Origin of the sequence: Pseudofrankia sp. EUN1h (assembly GCF_001854645.1) — a bacterium.
In the GTDB taxonomy this organism is placed as follows: Bacteria; Actinomycetota; Actinomycetes; order Frankiales; family Frankiaceae; genus Pseudofrankia; species Pseudofrankia saprophytica.
Genome location: NZ_MBLN01000058.1, coordinates 261,227 through 279,397, shown reverse-complemented (window position 1 = coordinate 279,397; position 18,171 = coordinate 261,227). Strand labels below are relative to the sequence as shown.

Genomic DNA, 18,171 nt, shown 5'->3' with positions numbered 1-18,171 from the left:
GCGCGCCGCCGCGCGGTGGGGTCTGCATCGCCCTCCTCGAACCCCTGATCTCGACGAGCGGCGTGGTGCTGGTCACCGCCGTGTGGGCAGCCACCATCGCCGCCTACGTGACCTGGCGCCTCCCCGAACGGCTCCAGGACATCGCGGCCAATCCCCCCACCTACTTCAGATCACCCTCGACCTGAACCGACCCCGCCGAGACGGTGCGGTGCGAAACGGTGGAGCGGCACGGCGAACGGCGATGCCCGTTCACGGCCGGCCCGCCCGGGGAACGACAGGTCTATGACCGGGCAGGACTGGTGGGCCGGGGGCCCGCGCTACCTGCCGATCGCCGACCACGGGCTGATCGGCGACCTGCGCACCGTCGCCCTGGTGGGCACGGACGGGACCATCGACTGGTACTGCTGCCCRTCCTTCGACGCGCCCAGCGTCTTCGGCTCGATCCTCGACGCGGACCGGGGAGGGCACTTCGAGCTGACGGCCGACGCGCCGGCGAGGTCGAGGCAGTTCTACTTCCCCGACACCAACGTCCTGATCACCCGGTTCTTCACCGAGGACGGTGTGGGCGAGGTCCAGGACTTCATGCCGATCATCGGCGACGCGAGCGCGGGCGACCGGCACCGGCTGATCCGGCGCGTGGTGTGCGTGCGCGGGTCCATTCCGATGCGCGCGCGGGTGGCCCCCCGGTTCGACTACGCCCGGCTGCCGCACACCGTCAGGACAGAGGGCGGCGCGACGCTGTTCGAGTCGGCGTCGCTCTCCCTCGCACTGACCGCCACGGTGCCGCTCGACGGGGACGGCCGGGACGTGTGGACGATCTTCAAGCTGCTGGAGGGGGAGTCCGCGGTCTTCGCCCTCGACCGGGTGGGCGGTGACATCGCGCCGCGTGGGTGTCCGCATGCCGAGGCCGAGCGGGAGTTCACCGCCACGGTGGCGTTCTGGCGCCGGTGGTTGGCCGCGTCCCGCTATCGGGGGCGGTGGCGGGAGATGGTGCACCGCTCCGCGCTGACCCTCAAGCTGCTCACCTACGCGCCGACCGGGGCGATCGTGGCGGCCCCGACGACCAGCCTGCCCGAGCAGATCGGCGGGGAGCGTAACTGGGACTACCGATACGTGTGGATCAGGGACGCGGGGTTCTGCGTCTACGCGCTGCTGCGGCTGGGATTCACCGACGAGGCGCGGGCGTTCATGGACTTCCTGTCCGAGCGCGTCACGTTGCGCGACAACTGCCCCCGCGGCCCGCTCCAGATCATGTACGGCATCGACGGCCGCGGCCAGCTGTCAGAGGAGGAGCTGGGCCATCTCAGCGGGTACCGGGACTCCGCCCCGGTCCGGGTCGGCAACGCCGCCGCCGACCAGCTCCAGCTGGACATCCACGGGGCGCTCCTCGACTCCGTCTACCTCTACGACAAGTGGGGGCAGCCCATCTCCAGCGGCCTGTGGGACGAGGTCTGCGTGCTGGTGGACTGGGTCTGCGACCACTGGGACCAACCCGACGAGGGCATCTGGGAGACCCGCGGTGGCCGCAAGAACTTCCTGTACTCGCGGCTGATGTGCTGGGTGGCGGTCGAGCGGGCGATCCGGTTGGCGTCGCACCGTGGCCTGCCCGCCGACATCGTGCGCTGGCGGGGCTGCCGCGACGAGATCTACCTGCAGGTCATGCGCCGCGGCTGGTCCGCGAACCGGCGGGCGTTCGTCCAGCACCTCGACGACGACGTCCTGGACGCCTCGGTGCTGATGATGCCGCTGGCCAAGTTCGTCTCGCCCACCGACCCGAAGTGGCTGTCCACCCTGGACGCACTCGGCGAGGAGCTGGTGTCCGACTCGCTGGTCTACCGTTACGACCCCGCGGCGAGCCCCGACGGCGTGCGCGGCGAGGAGGGCACCTTCTCGATCTGCTCGTTCTGGTACGTCGAGGCGCTCACCCGGGCCGGAAGGCTCGACGAGGCGCGGCTCGCCTTCGAGAAGATGCTCACCTACGCCAACCACGTGGGCCTGTACGCCGAGCAGATCAGCCGCACCGGCGAGCAGCAGGGCAACTTCCCGCAGGCCTTCACCCACCTGTCGCTGATCAGCGCCGCGTTCAACCTCGACCGCGCCCTCGGCTGACGGCCGTGCTGCCTGGCAGGCCGCCGCGGCTGGGTCAGGGTAGGAGGGTGTCCAGGAACGCGTTGCTGAACACCCGGTGCGGGTCCAGTGCGGACAGGATCGCCCGGGCGGCGTTCCAGTCGGCGCCGGCCGGTGCGCCGGCGGAGTAGCTCGCCGGAATCGTCGTGCCGAGCACCGCGGGGTCGGTCCAGGGGCCGGCGTCGGTGTGCGCGAAGCGCTTCGACCATTCCGGCCGGACGGCGGCGTAGGCGCCGGCGTAGTTGCTGCGCAGCCACGTCTCCAGCTCCCGGTAGAACTGGTCCTGGTACGGGGTGCCGGGAACGCTCACCACGTCGACCCACACCACCGCGTCCCACTCGGGGTGGTCCGGCCGCGGCCGCAGCGGTGACAGGAGCGCCGGGCGCGCGCCGGGCACGAGCGAGTCGGCAGGATTGTCGAGACCGGTGACGCGGAACTCCACCGGGGCGTTCATCGGGTACTGGCCGCGCGCCTGGTACTCGGCGAGCTTGCCCTTGTAGAAGGCGTAGAACTCGGCGGCCACCCGCTGGATGTCCGCGCGCCGGGTGTGGATCGCGTGGCAGGTGGTCGTGATCCGCAGCGTGCTCGATCTGACGTAGGACAGCAGGTTCTTCGACCAGCCCCAGATGTCCCAGCTCGCCGTCGAGACCAGGCCCGCACCGACCAGGCTGATCTGGGTCTGCATCAGCGTCGGCGTCTGCGAGACGTCGCCGGTGATGATCTGTGTCAGGAGGTCCGAGACCTGCTGCGGGATGATGTCGTTGAACGGGAAGTTGTACGCGCTGGAGACCTGCCGGGACAGCACCGGCTTGTTCGGGCTCACGGTCCAGACCCGCAGCCACGGGTTCGCCGTGAACGGGAACCAGATGCACACCACCCGGCCGCTGGAGTTCACGTAGCTCGCGAACGACTGGGCCCCGGCCGAGGCCGGGGGAGCGAACAACGTGTCGGCGCTGACGTTGAACCAGCTCTGGCAGCGCAGGCGCCGGTTCGGCCCCACCCGCAGCGTCGCCTCGGTGATGAAGGCCCGGCCGAGGTGGACGAGCAGCGCGCCGGCCTCGGCGTCGCCGCGCTGGAAGGTGCGCAGCACGTAGCGGTTCTGGCCGGCGTCCCAGACCACCGCGGTCAGGGAGACCACCAGGTTGCTCAGCGACCCGAAGGTGTGGCCGGCGGGGAGGGTCTCGCCCTGTGCGGCTATCCCGGTCCCGCGCCCGCCGACCGCCAGCACTCCGCCGATTGTGTTCTCACCGATCGCCGGGGTCGCGGTCACCCCGTAGCCGGCCGGTTCGAGCGCCGCCAGCACGGCGTCCACCGTGGCGCCCGGCTGGACGGTCACCGATGCCGGGCTGCCGGCGTGGACGGTGATCGCGGTGAGGTGTGCGGTGGTGTCGACGAGCACGACGCCCGATGCGCCCGCCGGTACCACCAGCGGTGACCAGTTCAGCCGCGCGCCCCGCGGCCGTAATCGCCAGCCGTTGGCATGCGCCCAGTTCGCCATGGTCACCACGTCGGCGGGTGAGGCGGGCGCGGCGGTCCACAGGTTGTCGACCTTGATCTCGCCGGACCAGTTCTGGAAGGCCTGCAGGTACAGGGGAACGGACGTCGGGAAGTTCGGGGGCGCGGGGGTGGCCGCCTCCGCCGGCGTCAGCCGGAAGGCGGGCGTCCACTGCAGCAGGCTGAACGCGGTCAGGCCCGCTCCCGCGATGACGGCCCGACGGGAGGCGTGGCTCCGGCCCGGATCCTCGTCCGGACGGTGGGGTGCGGGCTCGTGGTGACGAGTCATGATGCCCCTTTGTTGACTGGTTCAAATCTGATGGTCCGTCAGAAAAACGTGGCGCGGGGGAGATGATCTCGGACGCCCCTCGGCTCGTCAAGAGGTCCCGCGCGGGGCATCGGTCGCCGAGCGGCCGTCGTGACGAGTCGGACCTAAGGTGGAGGAGTGGATGCGCGACGAAATCGCGACGACACGTACGGTGAGCAAGGGTGGGATGATCGTGCGTCGCCGGGCTGTGAGGTGCCCGGTCGATCGAGGCGCGCCGGGCACCACCGGATGGCATCCGGCGGCCCGGCGGATGGGTCCCTGGGGATGGCGGCGGCTGACGACCTCTACCAACGTGTCCTGCGGAGCACGGACGTGAGCTTCACGCTCGCCGACCCGTACCAGCCCGACACCCCGCTGACCTGGGTCAACGACGCCTTCACCCGGATCACCGGCTACTCCTTCGCCGAGGCCGTCGGGCGAAACTGCCGCTTCCTGCAGGGCCCGCGCAGCGACCCGGCGGCCGCCGCCAGGCTGGGCGCCGCCCAGCGGGAGCGCCGGCCCACCCGGGTCGAGATCCTCAACTACCGCAAGGACGGCAGCACCTTCTGGAGCGAGATCGCGCTGGCCCCCGTCCTCGACCGGGACGGACGGCTCACGCACTTCGTCGGCGTGCAGAGCGACGTGACAGATCGGGTCGAGGCGAGGGCCCGGCGGGAGGAACTCCTCGTCCGCGAGCAGCAGGCGCGGTCCACCGCCGAATGGGCCGCGCGGGTCGAACGGGCCGCGCACGACCGCCTGGAGCTGCTCGGACAGGTCACCGACGTCATGTCGGGAGCGCTGCGGCAGGGGCCGGCCGCCCTGCGGGCCCTGGCCAGGGTGCTGGTGCCGAGGCTGGCCGACCTGGCCGTGGTCGACCTGGCCTCCTGGGGCGACGAGTCGGGCCGGACCGCGCTCGCCGGTCTCGACCCCGGCATCGAGGCCGACTTCCTGGCGGGCGAGGCCGCCCGTGGCCTGCCGGGAACCAGATGGGGACTGGTCGGCCGGGTCCTGTCCGTCGGTCGGCCGGTCCTGGTGCCCGAGGTCCGTGACGACGACATGGTGCGGTCCGCGACCAGCGCCGCCGAGCTCGACGCCTACCGCCGGATGCGACCGCGTTCGTTTCTCGCGGTACCGCTGCTGGCCCGCGGCCAGGTCGTGGGCGTGCTTCGCCTGATCACGACCGCGGCGTCCGGCCGCCGCTACGACCGGGACGACCTGGACCTGGCCGTCGACCTGGGCCGGCGCGCCGGCCTGCTGCTGGACAACGCCCGCCTGTACGTGCGCGCCCACACGGTCGCCGAGACGCTGCAGCGCAGCCTGCTGCCCGAGATGCCAACCGTGCCCGCCCTGTCCTTCGCCGCCCGGTACCTTCCGGCCAGCGACACGGTCCGCGTCGGCGGCGACTGGTATGACGTCCTGCTCCTGCCCGACGGCAGGGTCGGAATCGCCATCGGCGACGTCATGGGCCACGACCTGCCCGCGGCGGCGACGATGGCGCAGCTGCGCAGCATGCTGCGGGCCTATGCCTGGGAGCTGGCCGGGCCCGGGGAGGTGCTCGAGCGTCTCGACCGGGTCGTCCAGGGACTCGGCATGGACAGTTTCGCGACCGTCTTCTACGCCGTCCTGGCGCCGGACCCCGGCGGCGGGGCGACGCTGAGCTACGCCAACGCCGGGCATCTCCCGGCGCTGCTGTGCACCGTCGACGGCACCGGGCAGCGCACGGTCGAGCCGCTCGCCGACGCGAACTCGCTCCTGCTCGGCGTCATGGACGCCGGCGGCCGCGGCGAGGCGAGCCTCTCGGTGCCACCCGGCTCGACCCTGCTCCTCTACACGGACGGGCTGGTCGAGCGGCGTGGGCGGGATATCGAGGAGGGCATCGACCAGGCCGCCGCCCTGCTCGCCGGCCACACCCCTGAGCCGGTCTCCGGCCATGCGGGCGGCGCCCACCCCGACCTGGACGGACTGGCCGACGCGCTCACCCGGCAGGCGGCGGGCGACGAACCCCAGCAGGACGACATCGCCGTCCTGCTCGTCCGGCTCACCGGGACTAACCCGGCCTGACCGTGTCGCCGGGTCGGGCCGTGGACCGGCCGGCGGGAACGGAGGGAACTCCGTGGCGTCCCTGCCAGGTCCATCACCGCGAAATGAATCATGTTCGCGGAGGGGTGAGACGGGCTTCATATTTGATGGTCCACTGGGACGTCTCCGGCCGCCGGGTGAATCACGTTCACGGTGCGCACCGCGACCGGTCCCGAACGGCGCGGGAATTCCTCCCGGCCGTGGCGGGAAACCGCGCTCGTGCTCACGGGAAGCCCACGACGGGACCATGCCCTCGGTGCGCCGACCGACCAACCGGGTCGGCCGCGGGCGACGCCGACAGGAGAGTCAGACCCAGTAATACCGACCGGCCGCGGCGGGGCGCCGTTCGGCACCGCCGTGCTCATGTACGGCCTGGCGTGAACCCGAAGCGGTGGCGACGGCCGGCCGACCGTTCCCCACGGACACGGCAGCAGGCCGCGACATGTGGTCGGTGAATGCCCGGGGGCAGATCGCGGTGATTAGAGTGGGAATGTCGCTCCGCGCCGCCGGTCACGTCCAGAGCTTCGGGGGCAGGCAGCGGCTCGGTCGCCGGCAGGAGGATCACGCATGGCACCGTCCGGACGACCGGGCAGGCCTGCCCGAACCAGTGCCGGTGAGGCCGGCGGACCAGCGGGTCGCCGAGGCAGGCAACTTGGGGTCGTTTGGCTGGGAGGGGTCCGGTTCCCGCGTGACCGACGTGAGCCGTCCGTCGATCGCCCCGTCCCGGGTCTCGACGACCGAGCTGTTCTTCGATCTCGTGTTCGTCTTCACCGTCACCCAGACCACGGCCGTGATCGTGCGGTCGGCCGATCTGGCCGGGGTGGGACGGGCCGCGGTCGAGCTGTCGGTCATCTTCTGGATGTACGGCGGCTTCGCGTGGCTGACCAACACCAACGATCCGAACACCTCGGGCCGTCGGGCGGTGCTGCTGTTCGGGATGGCCGCGTTCTTCGTCGTCGCCATGGCGGTGCCGACCGCGTTTCACGGTGGCGGGATCACGTTCGGCTTTGCCTACCTGGCCGTCATTCTCGTCCACGCCGCCGGGTTCATCATGTTCACCGGGCGGGCGGCCTACCGGGCGGTCGCCCGGTTCCTGCCGTCCAACCTGCTCAGTACCGGTCTCATTCTGGCCGCCGGGTTCAGTGGTGGACGGGTCGTGCCGGTGCTGTGGACGATGGCCGCGCTGGTCCAGGTGGTGACGCCGTTCCTCGTCCGGCTGGAAAGCAACTTCGACATCAACGCGGCCCATTTCGGCGAGCGGCACGGCCTGGTGATTCTCATCGTGCTCGGCGAGTCGCTGGTCGGGGTGGCCCTGGCCAGCGAGGAGAGCCGGATCGTCCCGCGCCTGATAGCCGGGGCCCTGGCCGGGCTCGTCGTGCTCACCGTCATGTGGTGGTGGTACTTCGGCGGGGACGACGACCGGGCGGTCACGGCCATGCGGAACGCCGACCCGCGGCGGCGCCCAATCTTGGCCATCACCGGCTATTTCCTTGCCCACTACATAATGATCTTCGGGGTCCTGCTGCTGGCGGCGGGCATCCGACTGTCCAGCGAGGACCTGTTGGCCCGCGGATCGACCGCCTCCGCCATGCTGATCGCGATCGGAACGGCGACCTTCGCGCTCGGGTCGGCCGCGTTCCGTCGGGCGCTGCGCTTCGCGCCGGCGGGGCCGCGAGCCGTCACGGCGCTGGTCTGCCTGGCTGTGCCGTGGTTGGGCAGCCACGTCTCGCCGGTGGTCGAGCTGGCCGCGCTGGCCGCCATCCTGCTCGCCCCGAGTGGGCTCGAGGCCCGGGCGCGCCGCGCCGCCGGCTGACTGACCCACCCGGCGACCAGCTCGGGGAAGGCCGCCGCCGAACCGGAACGCGAGACTCGTGGAGACCTGTATGCCGTTTCCGATCACCAGGTCCTGCGATCCAGGTCACACTTACCGGGGACCGGGGCCTCGCCGGATGGCGTGAACCCGGACGGCCACGGCTCGTCGTCGGCGGGCGGCGCGCCGGGACGACGAAGCGTCGCGGACGCGTAGATGGTGGCAGCGGAAGAGGGCAGGTCAGCCGCACGTCAGGAGGGACGCAGAGTCATGTCAGCCGCCACCGGTGCCGGTCCGATTCGGGCGGTCGACGACGTCGACCTCTCCGACCTCTCCTTCTGGGTCCGGCCTCGTGCCGAGATAGACGCCGCGTTCACCCGGCTGCGCGGGCGGCCGGGCCTGCCGTTCTACCGCGAGCCGTCGTCCGTGAGCGAGCTGATCCCGACCGGGCCGGGCTACTACGCGGCCACCCGGCACGCGGACATCGTCCGGATCAGCTCGGAGCCGGGCACCTTCTCCTCGGCCCGCGGCGCGACCTCGATCCCGGACCTGCCGCCCGAGTTCCTCGAGTTCTTCGGCGGGATGATCAACCTCGACGCGCCGCGGCACCACCGGCTGCGGCGCATCGTCTCCCGGGCCTTCACGCCGCGCATCATCGCCCAGACGGAGCAGGACATCGCCGCGATCGCCCGTGCGATCGTCGACGACCTGGTCGCCAAGGGGCCGGGTGACTTCGTCTCGCGGGTCGCGGCCCGGCTCCCGCTGGAGGTCATCTGCCGGATGATGGGCCTGCCGCAGGAGCGGTACGGCGACGTCTTCCGCTGCACGAACGTGATCCTCGGCTCCGGTGACCCGGACTACGTCCCGGAGGGCGCCGACATCGTGGCCGCCCTGCTCGGCGCCGGCGCGGAGCTCGCCGACCTCCTGAACCAGGAGGCGACGCGCCGGCGGACCGCGCCGACCGACGACCTCACGACCGCGCTCGCCCTCGCCGAGGTCGACGGCGAACGCCTCGACAACAGCGAGATCGCCTCGTTCTTCATCCTGCTGCTGGTCGCCGGCAACGAGACCACCCGCACCGCGATCAGCCACGCGCTCCTCGCGCTGACGGCGTTCCCCGAGCAGCGGGCCGCCTGGCGGGGCGACGTGGCGGGGGTGAGCCGGACCGCCGTCGAGGAGATCGTCCGGTGGTCGAGCCCGGTGCGCTGGATGCGCCGCACGGTCACCCAGGACGTCGAGGTCTCGGGGCAGCGGCTGCACGCCGGCGACAAGGTCCTGCTGTTCTACTCGTCGGCGAACCGCGACGAGGCCGTGTTCGCCGACGCCGACCGGTTCGACGTCCGCCGCGACCCCAACCCCCACCTCGGTTTCGGCGGCGCCGGCCCGCACTTCTGCCTCGGCGCCCACCTGGCCCGCAGGGAGATCTCGGTGATGTGGCGGGAGCTGTTCGCCCAGGCCCCCGACATCCGGGCGGTCGGTGAGCCCGAGTGGCTGGCCAGCAGCTTCATCAACGGCGTCAAGCGGCTGGCCTGCGACTTCACCGTGCGCTAGCGATCAGTGAGGCACGGGCGGCTCACCGCCCGGGAAGGAACCGGCGGGTGCGGCCGGGGGCGCCGGGTGGAAGGTCGCTGACGATGTCGGCGAGAGAGACCGAGCCCAGGCTGTCGCGCCAGGCCTGATGCGCCCGGGCCATGGTGGTGGCCAGGACGCACGGGGCGGCGCAGTCCTCGGTGGGCAGGGCGCCGAGGCCGTGTTGCCGGATCTCGCGGCACCGGTAGGGGGCGGCGGCGCCGTCGACCCCCTCGACGACCTCCAGGACCGTGATGTCCGCTGGGTCCCGCGCCAGCCGGAACCCGCCTCGCGGGCCGGTCGTCGCCGTGAGCACGCCGGCACGCACGAGCGCCTGAAGCTGCTTGGCCAGCGAAGGCAGAGGCAGGTCGTAGTAGCCGGCCAGCTGGCCGGCGGAGGCCGCCTGCCCGGGTTTCAGCAGGGCGAGCGTGACGGCGCAGTGCAACAGCCACTCGGTGCTCTCCGGCAGCCTCACGCCGCCACCGTATCGGAGGTGGCGGGATCTAGGAGATTTAGGATATGTTTTCTCCGCAATAGCCAGACGTGCGGGAGGTAGCGATGCGGGTGGCGGTAGTGGGAGCCACAGGCCGGATCGGGCGGCTCACCAGCGAGGTCCTCCGGGACGGCGGGCACGAGGTGGTCGACGTCGCCCGGTCACTCGGCGTCGACGTCCTGACCGGGGAGGGGCTGGACAAGGCGTTGGACGGCGTGGCGGCCGTGATCGACTGCTCGAACACCCCGGCACAGGACGTCACTACGGTCGTCGACTTCTTCACGACCACCACCGCGAACCTGCTGGCCGCGGAACAGCGCGCCGRGGTGGGGCATCACGTGCCGCTGTCCATCGTCGGCATGTCGGAGCCGCCGGCGAACGCGCACTACGCGGGGAAGCTGGCGCAGGAGACCACCGTGGAGCGGGGACCGGTGCCGTGGACGATCGTGCGCGCCACCCAGTTCCACGACTTCGCCGCCATGGTCGCCTCCTGGACCGAGCGGGACGGCACCGCTGTCGTCGCACCGCTGCTCATGCAGCCGATCGCCCCCGCCGACGTCGCCGCGGTCCTGGCCGAGACCGCCGTCGGTGAGCCCCGGCGCGAGCGGCTCGACATCGCCGGCCCTGAGACCCAGGACCTGGTCGACATGGCGCGGCGCACCTACGCGGCACGCGGCCGGGAGATCCGGCTCGTGCCGACGTGGGAGGGGGTACACGGCCTCGGCATGGCCGGCAACGCCATGCTGCCCGGCGCGGGCGCCCGCATCATGCCCACCACCTTCGACGCCTGGCTGGCCGCCGGAGCGCGGTGAGCCCATGAGGGTTAGCCTGCTACTGCTCTGAAGTCGGGTGGCCTGGAGGCTGCGATGGCGGATACCTGGGACCCGGACCGCTACCTGACCTACGCCGACGAGCGTGGCCGGCCGTTCGCGGACCTGATGGCCAGGGTCTCGGCCGAGCCGGCCACCGTCGTCGACCTGGGCTGCGGCCCCGGCAACCTGACCGCCCTGCTCGCCGACCGGTGGCCCGCGGCCCGCGTCGTCGGCGTCGACAGCAGCTCGGCGATGATCGCGAAGGCCACGGACGAGCGGATCACCTGGCGGGTCGCCGACCTGCGCGACTGGGTGAGCGCCGCGCCGGCCGGCAGCGTCGACGTGCTGGTCTCGAACGCCACCTTCCACTGGGTTTCGGGCCATCTCGATCTCCTGCCCGCGCTCGCCCGGGCGGTGTCGCCGGGCGGCTGGTTCGCGTTCCAGGTGCCGGGCAACTTCGCCGCGCCGAGCCACACGCTGGGCGCCCAGCTCGCCGCCGAGCCGCCGTATGCCGCCCACACGGCCGACGTCGAGGCGGGGGCCGCGCACGACCCGGCGGCGTACTTGCGTGCCCTGGCCGCCGAGGGCCTCATCGCCGACGCCTGGGAGACCACCTACCTGCACGTGCTGACCGGACCCGACCCGGTCTTCACCTGGATCTCCGGAACGAGCCTGCGGCCCACCCTCGCCGCTTTGCCGGCCGACCTGCGCCCCGCGTTCGAGCGGGAACTGAAAGGGCGCCTGGCCGAGGCATTCCCAGTCGACGACGCCGGCCGAGTGCTGTTGCCGTTCCGTCGCGTCTTCGCCGTCGGGCACAAACGCTGAGGGCTCGGCCCCGGCCCCACCTCCGCGGGACGGGATGGTGACGCATCCGCGTGTCGGAAACCCGACATGTGGATAGGTGACTTCTGCAGGCCGTCGCCCGGCGACGCCTTCTCGGTGCCTGAGCTGGCCATGCGCGCCGGCCGCACGTGAGGCCGCTGAGGCTGCCCGGTTTGGGCGGTGTACCGTGTGCGCAGATTCCTCCCAAAAGCAACGAAAAGGGACGTCACATGCCAAGTGCACCCCRCCGCCTGTCGACGGCAATCGCGGTCGGAACCCTCACGGGAATGTTCGGACTGACGGCGGCCTGTTCGAGCAGCGGTGACAACGCCGCTGCCTGCACGTCGATGCAGAAGGCTATCCAGGATCTCGGCACGACCAGTATGTCGCAGGTCAATGATCCCACCGCGATGGCGAAGACCTACCACGACCAGGCGGCCGCGATCCGGGCCACGGCCAACGGCGCGAGCGGCGATGTGAAGACGGCCGGCCTGCAGGTCGCCGAGGCGATGGACGGTCTGGGCACGTTCGTCGGGAACCTTTCCAGTTCCACCTCCACCACGCCGCAGATGCCCGACAACACCCCGTTGATCAGCGCGGGCACCGCGCTGCAGAACGCCTGCACCTGATTTTCGACGTCCGTCGGGGCACCGACGCCGGCACCGGCGTCGGTTGTCCTTCCGTCGGCATGGGATCGAGCCATGGCCTGTGGCGCCGGATGGGCCGTTACGGGCGCCACAGGCTCTGACTGGATTCGGCCAGGAACGCCGACGTGAGGTTCACCATCGCTGCCCTGGTGGTCGGCCTGAGGCTTGATCACTGTTCGCGCCCTCCGGTGGCCATGGCCTGGCCCCGCTGGCAGCCATGGCAGGGCGCAACCGGCGATCACGGAGGGGTTGGGCCTGCGTCACTGCCACGCTGGTTGGGCCGCCGTCGCGGGTGCCAGGCAGACGTCGCTGGGGCACCTCGCAAGCTGGATCCAGCGTGTCCCGAGGCGCGAGATCAAGGTACGGCCTGGCAGACCGGCGACGTGGGCCGGCGAAACCCCAACGCCGACACGGACCTGTTCGACATGGATGGCCATGAACGCGGACGAAACAGCGAACGCACTGGAGCGGCCCCCGGAGGCACCCAAGCCGCGACCCCCGTGCGCCGGGGATGTCGCCGCCATATATCGCCGTCATCTGGTGGATCTTGCGAGCCTCGTCCGCGCGGACATCCGGCCGACGGAGCCCGGGACCCGGGCCTGGCAACACGCGGCCAGGGCTGCCATCCGGCGCAGACTGCGAGAGCACGACAAGCTGCCGGAACAGTTCTTCGAGGCACTTGTCCGGGCAGGGGTCTATGAGCCGGATCCAAGCTTCAACGCCCAGTTCATCAGGCCGGCCGTGGAAAATTTCGGCCGGCGTCGGGTCCAGACCGCATTGCTCGGCTTCCTCCGCGGCGGGACAAATGCCGAGCGTGCCGGCGCGGTTCGAGCATGGTATTGGACGTGCATGCCCTGGCGGCACAAAGCCCACGCAGTGGGGATCATGGAGCCGGTGGATCCGGCGGAATGGGCGTCGTTGGCGGACCTGCGCGCAGCATGGCGTGAAGCCATATTGCGCGAGTTCGTGTCGAATGAAGACCTTGCCGTGCGCCGGTTCGTCCTGCGCGAGCTGACTCTCAGGAACGAGGACTACTACCCCGCAGATCTCCGTGTGCTGATCGGCGAGGCAATCCGCATCGGCCGTACTCATACCGACGAACACATACGGCACTGGTTCGAGATTCAATTTAAGGCCTGACCTGGTCTGGTGGGCGACCACCGGAAGGCAGGAACGACGATCAGCTTTTCGAACCTCGCGACGCCGGCGCCCGAGGACGGCCTGTGGGTCAGGGAGTTGCGACGGCGAGCAGGCGCAGGTCGTCCTCGCCGCCGGCCAGGCCGGCGACGTCCGTGAGGATGCGGTCGCAGAGTCTGGCGAGGCCGTCCCGTCCGCATCGTGCGTCGCCGGTCTCGGCCGTGGCGTCCGCGCCCGCGGGCTCTCCGCTGGCGTCCGCCCCGCACCTGCCCTACCAGGCGATGCCGGAAAACTCCGGCTGGCCACCGCGACCGGACGGGTTGCGTCCCGACTGCCGCTAGTTATCGACCGTACCCGTGGGGTAACCCGCCCAGGCGGTGCCCATTTGTCAGGTATCGGCGGTCGCGGTGGATGGTGGGCTGTGGCGTCTGCGGATGATCCGCTCTGGGGTCAGCCGGCGGCGGTGTCGGCGTAGCGGCGGGCGGCGGCGAGCTTGGTGCGCAGGGCAGCGCCGTCGATCGGTTCGCCCGCGTCGCCCGCGCGTCCATCCGGACCGAAGTAGAGCCCGGCGTACGCGGCCGTGTCGCGCTGAAACCGCCAGCCCTCGGCGAGCGGGCCGGCGTCGACCGTGTCGTAGCCGATCTGGTCGAGGAACACGGCGACCGCGGCCTTCGCGTCGGCGTCGTCCCCGGCGATCGCCAGCGCCGAGCGGTCCGGCGCCCCGGCCGGGCGCGCCAGCGACAGCAGGTGCTTGAAGTAGATGTTGTTGAAGACCTTCACGACCTTCGAGCCGGGCAGGTGGCGCGCCACCAGCTCGCTGGTCGTGGTGCTCTCGTCGTCGAGCTCGGCGATCTGCCCGTCACGCTGCGGGTAGTAGTTGCAGGTGTCGAGCACGATCTTGCCGGCGAGTGGCTCCACCGGAACGCTCTCGTAGGCCCGCAACGGGATGGTCACGACCACCAGGTCGCCGGCCCTCGCCGCCTCGGCCGCGGTGCCGGCCCGCGCCCGGGGACCCAGCTCGGCCACCAGGCCGGCCAGCGTCTCGGGACCGCGCGAGTTGCTCAGCACCACGTCGTGGCCGGCCGCGACCGCCAGCCGGGCCACGGTCGAGCCGATGTTCCCGCTTCCGATCAGTCCGATCGTCGTCATGCCTGCGCAACCACCTGGCCGCGGGACGGCATTCCCGGTCTGGGGCGAGCCGGCGACCAGCTGTGGCGAGCTGCCCGCCAAGCGGTGACAGCGGTGACAACGGTGACAAAGGCGCGCTTTTCATGGTTCGGAAGGCAGGCGGTCTCGCTGGTCAGCGAGCGCGGTCGACACGGGTGGCCCAGCAGCCACGGCTCGCGTTGTGCACGTGGACGTGGTCGCACGCCTCGAGTGCGAAGAAGCGGTCGAGCGTCCCGGGGAGGTCGGTGCCAGCGATCACAGCCGCGTCGATCATCACCGCGTCTCCGTCGAAGGCGCGGACGGACAGTTGCCGGCCGGCGAGCTGCGCCGGAAGGGCGTGAAGGTCCGAAGGTGGCTCGCAGGGGGCGCGGTGCAGGAAGATCGGGCTCGCCGAGCGGTAGGGACTGTCGGCCGTGAACGGATCGTGCGACACGAGGATCACCTCCTCGCCCACGGCCGCGTCCCGCAGGCACTGCCGGCACGGGTAGCCCGGGTGGGCGTCGACGGCGTACACCGGCGCGTCCGGGTGCTCGGCACGCAGCCGGTCGGCGTCGTCAGGATCGATCGGCCGGAGGCGGTAGGCGGTGGTGATCGCGGTGGTCATGCCTTCATCATTCGATCGACGGTCCGGTGTGTCTGGCGGATTTTCGCCATCGCGCCCGGGCGTGGGCGAACTCGGCCGACCTGCCCGGCGAAGCCCTCGGGTCGCCGAGCGGGTCAGGGGCGCAAGGCGGAGGCGGCTAGATCTCGGCGATGATCTGGTCGCGCTTGGTCGTGTACTCGGTGTCGCTGATGGCGCCCGTGGCGCGGAGCGCGTCGAGCTCGCGCAGACGCTCGGCCGCGGGCCGCTTCGGCTTGGTCAGCAACGTGGGCGCGCCGTCGGCGTCGGTGGTCGGCGGGGACCAGGCCGCGGTGCCCTCGCGGGCCGTGCCCTCGCGGGCCGTGGCCTGTCGCACCACGGCGCGCAGCTGGTCGCGCAGGTCCGGGTTCGAGCGGGCGTCGACCATCCGGTCGAACGGAATGTCGTGGGCTTTCAGGATCCGCAGGATCTCCAGCAGCGGGCCGGCCTGGCCGGTCAGGTCATAGGCCGTGTCGTCCTCGGCGAGGGTGAACCGGGCGAGAACCTGGCCGTTGACCAGGGCGCTGCGGTCCCAGTCGATGGCGACGGCCTGGGTGGCCGGGTCGACGAGGACGACGACCTTGCGCGCGTTGAGGGTGGCCATGCGGGTCACCCCGGCAGCCGCCTGTTCCTGGGCGTCGAACGCGAAGCCCGGTCCCTCGACGCGCAGGCGGATCCCGACCAGCGGCTGGTCGTTGACGCTGATGCCGGTCTCGGCCATGCCGGTGATCCGGGCGAGCGCCAGCACACCGTCACGCTCCAGCTCGGCGGCCCGCGTGCCGGTTCCGGTGACTGCCTGGCCCAGGAACGCCGCCCGACCGGCAAAGCCCGCCCGACCGGGAAAGGCCGCCCGGCCGATGAGCATGACCGCGCTGGTGTCGGCGCGAGCCAGCAGCATGGCGACCACCACGTCGATCGCCGTGATCAGCAGGCCCGCGACGAGCATCCACGAGAGCAGATGACGATTCTCCGGGCCGGTCGAGAAGTACACGAGCAGGAAGATCGGCCCGACCAGGCCGCCGCACAACTGGACGATCAGCTGTGCCTTGAGGTGACGCCAGAGCATCGGACTGCCCCTATCCGGCGAAGGTGGATCGTCGGTCACGTCGACAACGCCGATCGTATGGACCCGGATCTCGCGCACGTTCGGCTGGCCGGAGCCCCGCCGCGCCCGTCGCCAGATCTGACGGGTCATCAGAAACGATTGACCCCGCCAGGTCTCGGCCCGTACGGTCCGCCCGTCCGCGTGACGTCAGGGCGAAGGAGTACCGGTGACAGGTCCGACGGGTCGTCTGGCGGGACGGGTGGCGATCGTGACCGGCGCGGGGGAGGGGATCGGGCGCGGCATCGCCCGCCGATTCCTGCGCGAGGGAGCCAAGGTCGTCATCGCCGAGTACAACGAGCCGTTGGGGCGCGCGACGGCGGCCGAGCTGGAGGCGGACGTCGGCGGTGACGTCCGGTTCGTGCTCACCGACGTCAGCGACCGGGCCCAGGTGGTCGCCGCGGTGAACACGGCCAAGGACGAGTTCGGCACGGTCGACGTGCTGGTCAACAACGCCTGGAGCGGCGGCGGACTCGGCCGGGCCGAACGCAAGACCGATGCCCAGCTCGACCACGCCCTGCGGGTCGGCTTCTACGGGCCGTTCTGGGCGATGCAGGCGGCGTTCCCGCTGATGAAGGCGCAGGGGTGGGGCCGCGTCGTCAACATCTGCTCGCTCAACGGGGTGAACGCGCACGTCGGCTCGCTCGACTACAACGCCGCCAAGGAGGCGCTGCGCACCCTCACCCGGACGGCCGCCCGGGAATGGGCGCCGTACGGGGTGGTCGCCAACGTCATCTGCCCGGCGGCGCGGTCGGCCGCCTTCGAACGGCTCGCTCAGCAGGACCCGGCGCTGCTCGCCGGCGCCGCGGCCATGAACCCGATGGGACGCCTCGGCGACCCGGAGGCCGACATCGGCGGTGTCGCCGTGTTCCTTGCCAGCGAGGACGCCCGCTACCTGACCGGCAACACACTCTTCGTCGACGGCGGCAGCCACATCAACGGCGTCTCCTGGGCGCCCGAGCTTCCCGAGTCATGACGGCATACGAGCCCACCGAGTCCACGGCCACCCAGGCCGGTACCCAGCCCGCTGCCCAGTCGGTCGCCAAGCCGGCTGCCCAGCAGGGCACCCAGCCGCGCGACGAGCAGGGCGATCGGAGCGAGCGGGGCCGGCGCCCCACCGCGCTGGTCACCGGTGCTAGCCGCGGCATCGGCCGGGCCGTCGCACTTGCCCTCGCCGCCGACGGTTACGACGTCGCGATCACGGCGCGCACCGTCCGCGAGGGCGACCGCCCCCATGGCCTGCCGGGCAGCCTGGACTCGACGGCGGCCGAGGYGGCGGCGCTCGGCGCCCGGGTCGTGCCGGTGCGGCTCGACCTGCTCGACGCCGACCAGCTGGCCCCGGCGGTGGAGGGCGTGCTCGACGCGTTCGGCCGGCTCGACGTGCTCGTCAACAACGCCATCTACGTCGGGCCGGGCGGCGACGCCGGCTTTCTCGACGTGAGCCGGACCGAGATCGAACGCCGGATCTACGCCAACCTGACCGCGCAGCTGCTGCTCACCCAGCGGGTGGTCCGGGCGATGGTCGACGCGGGCGGCGGCACGGTCGTCGGCATCACCTCGGCCGCCGGGACGACCGACCCGCGCAGTGGCCCGGGCACGGCCGGCGGTTGGGCGGTCACCTACGGGTGCAGCAAAGGCGGCTTCCACCGGATGGCCGGCGCGATCGCCGCCGAGCTGGGCGGGCGCGGTATTCGGTGCTTCAACGTCGAGCCTGGACCGGTCGCCACCGAGCGGGTGCTCGCCCGCCCCGACCTGCGCTGGGTCGCCGAGTACGGGCGGCCTCCCGAAGCGGTGGGTGCCGTCGTCGCGTGGCTGTTGCGCCAGCCCGACGGTGCCGTGCCGAACGGGGACACGATCAGCGTCACCGCGGTCGCCCCGGCCCTCGAGGCCGCCGCCCGCGGCGACCAGCGTTGACGAGCCGGCGGACGGCGGTTTCGAGGGGCACGGTGAGCGGCGGGGAGGCGCGGCGAGCGGCACGGTCAGGTC

Annotated in this window: 15 protein-coding genes; 10 read left to right on the top strand and 5 right to left on the bottom strand. The window is 71.7% G+C overall.

The annotated features are described in order from the left end of the window. Positions 1–282: 282 nt before the first annotated feature. A complete protein-coding gene (locus BCD49_RS21450) occupies positions 283–2,109 on the top strand; it encodes a glycoside hydrolase family 15 protein (RefSeq protein WP_007513902.1) in 1,827 nt (608 codons plus the stop codon). A gap of 34 nt (positions 2,110–2,143) precedes the next feature. Here the strand turns inward: BCD49_RS21450 and BCD49_RS21445 are convergent, their stop codons facing one another. Further along, positions 2,144–3,910, bottom strand: a complete 1,767-nt coding sequence (locus tag BCD49_RS21445; RefSeq protein WP_007513900.1) for a cholesterol oxidase substrate-binding domain-containing protein — start codon at positions 3,908–3,910, stop codon at positions 2,144–2,146. Positions 3,911–4,213: 303 nt separating this feature from the next. Here BCD49_RS21445 and BCD49_RS21440 point away from each other — a divergent pair, with 303 nt between their 5' ends. From BCD49_RS21440 to BCD49_RS21430, 3 genes are all read left to right on the top strand, one after another. Continuing rightward, positions 4,214–5,989, top strand: coding sequence for a SpoIIE family protein phosphatase (locus BCD49_RS21440; protein ID WP_051466316.1), 1,776 nt, complete (start codon positions 4,214–4,216; stop codon positions 5,987–5,989). 706 nt (positions 5,990–6,695) lie between these two features. Further along, on the top strand, positions 6,696–7,820 hold the full coding sequence (locus BCD49_RS21435; RefSeq protein WP_157845237.1) for a low temperature requirement protein A: 1,125 nt from the start codon (positions 6,696–6,698) through the stop codon (positions 7,818–7,820). A 267-nt stretch (positions 7,821–8,087) separates the two neighbouring features. Continuing rightward, the gene (locus BCD49_RS21430; protein WP_007513895.1) at positions 8,088–9,368 is read left to right on the top strand and encodes a cytochrome P450; all 1,281 of its coding nucleotides are present in this window, start codon (positions 8,088–8,090) and stop codon (positions 9,366–9,368) included. A gap of 22 nt (positions 9,369–9,390) precedes the next feature. Here BCD49_RS21430 and BCD49_RS21425 read toward each other — a convergent pair whose 3' ends face one another. Next, a complete protein-coding gene (locus BCD49_RS21425; protein WP_007513893.1) occupies positions 9,391–9,861 on the bottom strand; it encodes an RrF2 family transcriptional regulator in 471 nt (156 codons plus the stop codon). Between the two features lie 83 nt (positions 9,862–9,944). Here BCD49_RS21425 and BCD49_RS21420 point away from each other — a divergent pair, with 83 nt between their 5' ends. The 4 genes from BCD49_RS21420 to BCD49_RS21405 all read left to right on the top strand — a co-directional run bounded on the left by BCD49_RS21420 (position 9,945) and on the right by BCD49_RS21405 (position 13,300). Then, entirely contained in the window at positions 9,945–10,691 is a 747-nt protein-coding gene (locus BCD49_RS21420) for an SDR family oxidoreductase (protein WP_071041812.1), read from the top strand. A gap of 54 nt (positions 10,692–10,745) precedes the next feature. Further along, a complete protein-coding gene (locus tag BCD49_RS21415) occupies positions 10,746–11,516 on the top strand; it encodes a methyltransferase domain-containing protein (RefSeq protein ID WP_007513889.1) in 771 nt (256 codons plus the stop codon). 284 nt (positions 11,517–11,800) lie between these two features. After that, positions 11,801–12,142, top strand: a complete 342-nt coding sequence (locus tag BCD49_RS21410) for a hypothetical protein (protein WP_027140766.1) — start codon at positions 11,801–11,803, stop codon at positions 12,140–12,142. Positions 12,143–12,595: 453 nt separating this feature from the next. After that, complete coding sequence (locus BCD49_RS21405) at positions 12,596–13,300, top strand: hypothetical protein (RefSeq protein ID WP_007513886.1); 705 nt, start codon at positions 12,596–12,598, stop codon at positions 13,298–13,300. A gap of 447 nt (positions 13,301–13,747) precedes the next feature. On the opposite strand, the gene BCD49_RS21400 is transcribed toward BCD49_RS21405, so the two are convergent. From BCD49_RS21400 to BCD49_RS21390, 3 genes are all read right to left on the bottom strand, one after another. Then, a complete protein-coding gene (locus BCD49_RS21400) occupies positions 13,748–14,446 on the bottom strand; it encodes an NADPH-dependent F420 reductase (protein WP_007513885.1) in 699 nt (232 codons plus the stop codon). Between the two features lie 151 nt (positions 14,447–14,597). Beyond that, positions 14,598–15,068, bottom strand: a complete 471-nt coding sequence (locus BCD49_RS21395; protein WP_007513884.1) for a DUF1203 domain-containing protein — start codon at positions 15,066–15,068, stop codon at positions 14,598–14,600. 136 nt (positions 15,069–15,204) lie between these two features. Continuing rightward, the gene (locus BCD49_RS21390; protein ID WP_007513883.1) at positions 15,205–16,149 is read right to left on the bottom strand and encodes an SHOCT domain-containing protein; all 945 of its coding nucleotides are present in this window, start codon (positions 16,147–16,149) and stop codon (positions 15,205–15,207) included. Between the two features lie 205 nt (positions 16,150–16,354). Here BCD49_RS21390 and BCD49_RS21385 point away from each other — a divergent pair, with 205 nt between their 5' ends. Both BCD49_RS21385 and BCD49_RS21380 read left to right on the top strand, forming a co-directional pair. Beyond that, the gene (locus tag BCD49_RS21385) at positions 16,355–17,161 is read left to right on the top strand and encodes an SDR family NAD(P)-dependent oxidoreductase (protein WP_007513882.1); all 807 of its coding nucleotides are present in this window, start codon (positions 16,355–16,357) and stop codon (positions 17,159–17,161) included. Beyond that, entirely contained in the window at positions 17,158–18,099 is a 942-nt protein-coding gene (locus BCD49_RS21380; RefSeq protein WP_071041811.1) for an SDR family NAD(P)-dependent oxidoreductase, read from the top strand. Before BCD49_RS21385 ends, BCD49_RS21380 begins: the two co-directional genes overlap by 4 nt. Positions 18,100–18,171 lie beyond the last annotated feature (72 nt).

Coding starts and splice junctions, on each gene's coding strand:
- BCD49_RS21430 (WP_007513895.1), top strand. CDS start 8,088: ATGTCAGCCGCCACCGGTGCCGGTCCGATTCGGGCGGTCGACGACGTC.
- BCD49_RS21405 (WP_007513886.1), top strand. CDS start 12,596: ATGAACGCGGACGAAACAGCGAACGCACTGGAGCGGCCCCCGGAGGCA.
- BCD49_RS21410 (WP_027140766.1), top strand. CDS start 11,801: ATGTTCGGACTGACGGCGGCCTGTTCGAGCAGCGGTGACAACGCCGCT.
- BCD49_RS21390 (WP_007513883.1), bottom strand. CDS start 16,149: ATGCTCTGGCGTCACCTCAAGGCACAGCTGATCGTCCAGTTGTGCGGC.
- BCD49_RS21415 (WP_007513889.1), top strand. CDS start 10,746: ATGGCGGATACCTGGGACCCGGACCGCTACCTGACCTACGCCGACGAG.
- BCD49_RS21395 (WP_007513884.1), bottom strand. CDS start 15,068: ATGACCACCGCGATCACCACCGCCTACCGCCTCCGGCCGATCGATCCT.
- BCD49_RS21445 (WP_007513900.1), bottom strand. CDS start 3,910: ATGACTCGTCACCACGAGCCCGCACCCCACCGTCCGGACGAGGATCCG.
- BCD49_RS21400 (WP_007513885.1), bottom strand. CDS start 14,446: ATGACGACGATCGGACTGATCGGAAGCGGGAACATCGGCTCGACCGTG.
- BCD49_RS21440 (WP_051466316.1), top strand. CDS start 4,214: ATGGCGGCGGCTGACGACCTCTACCAACGTGTCCTGCGGAGCACGGAC.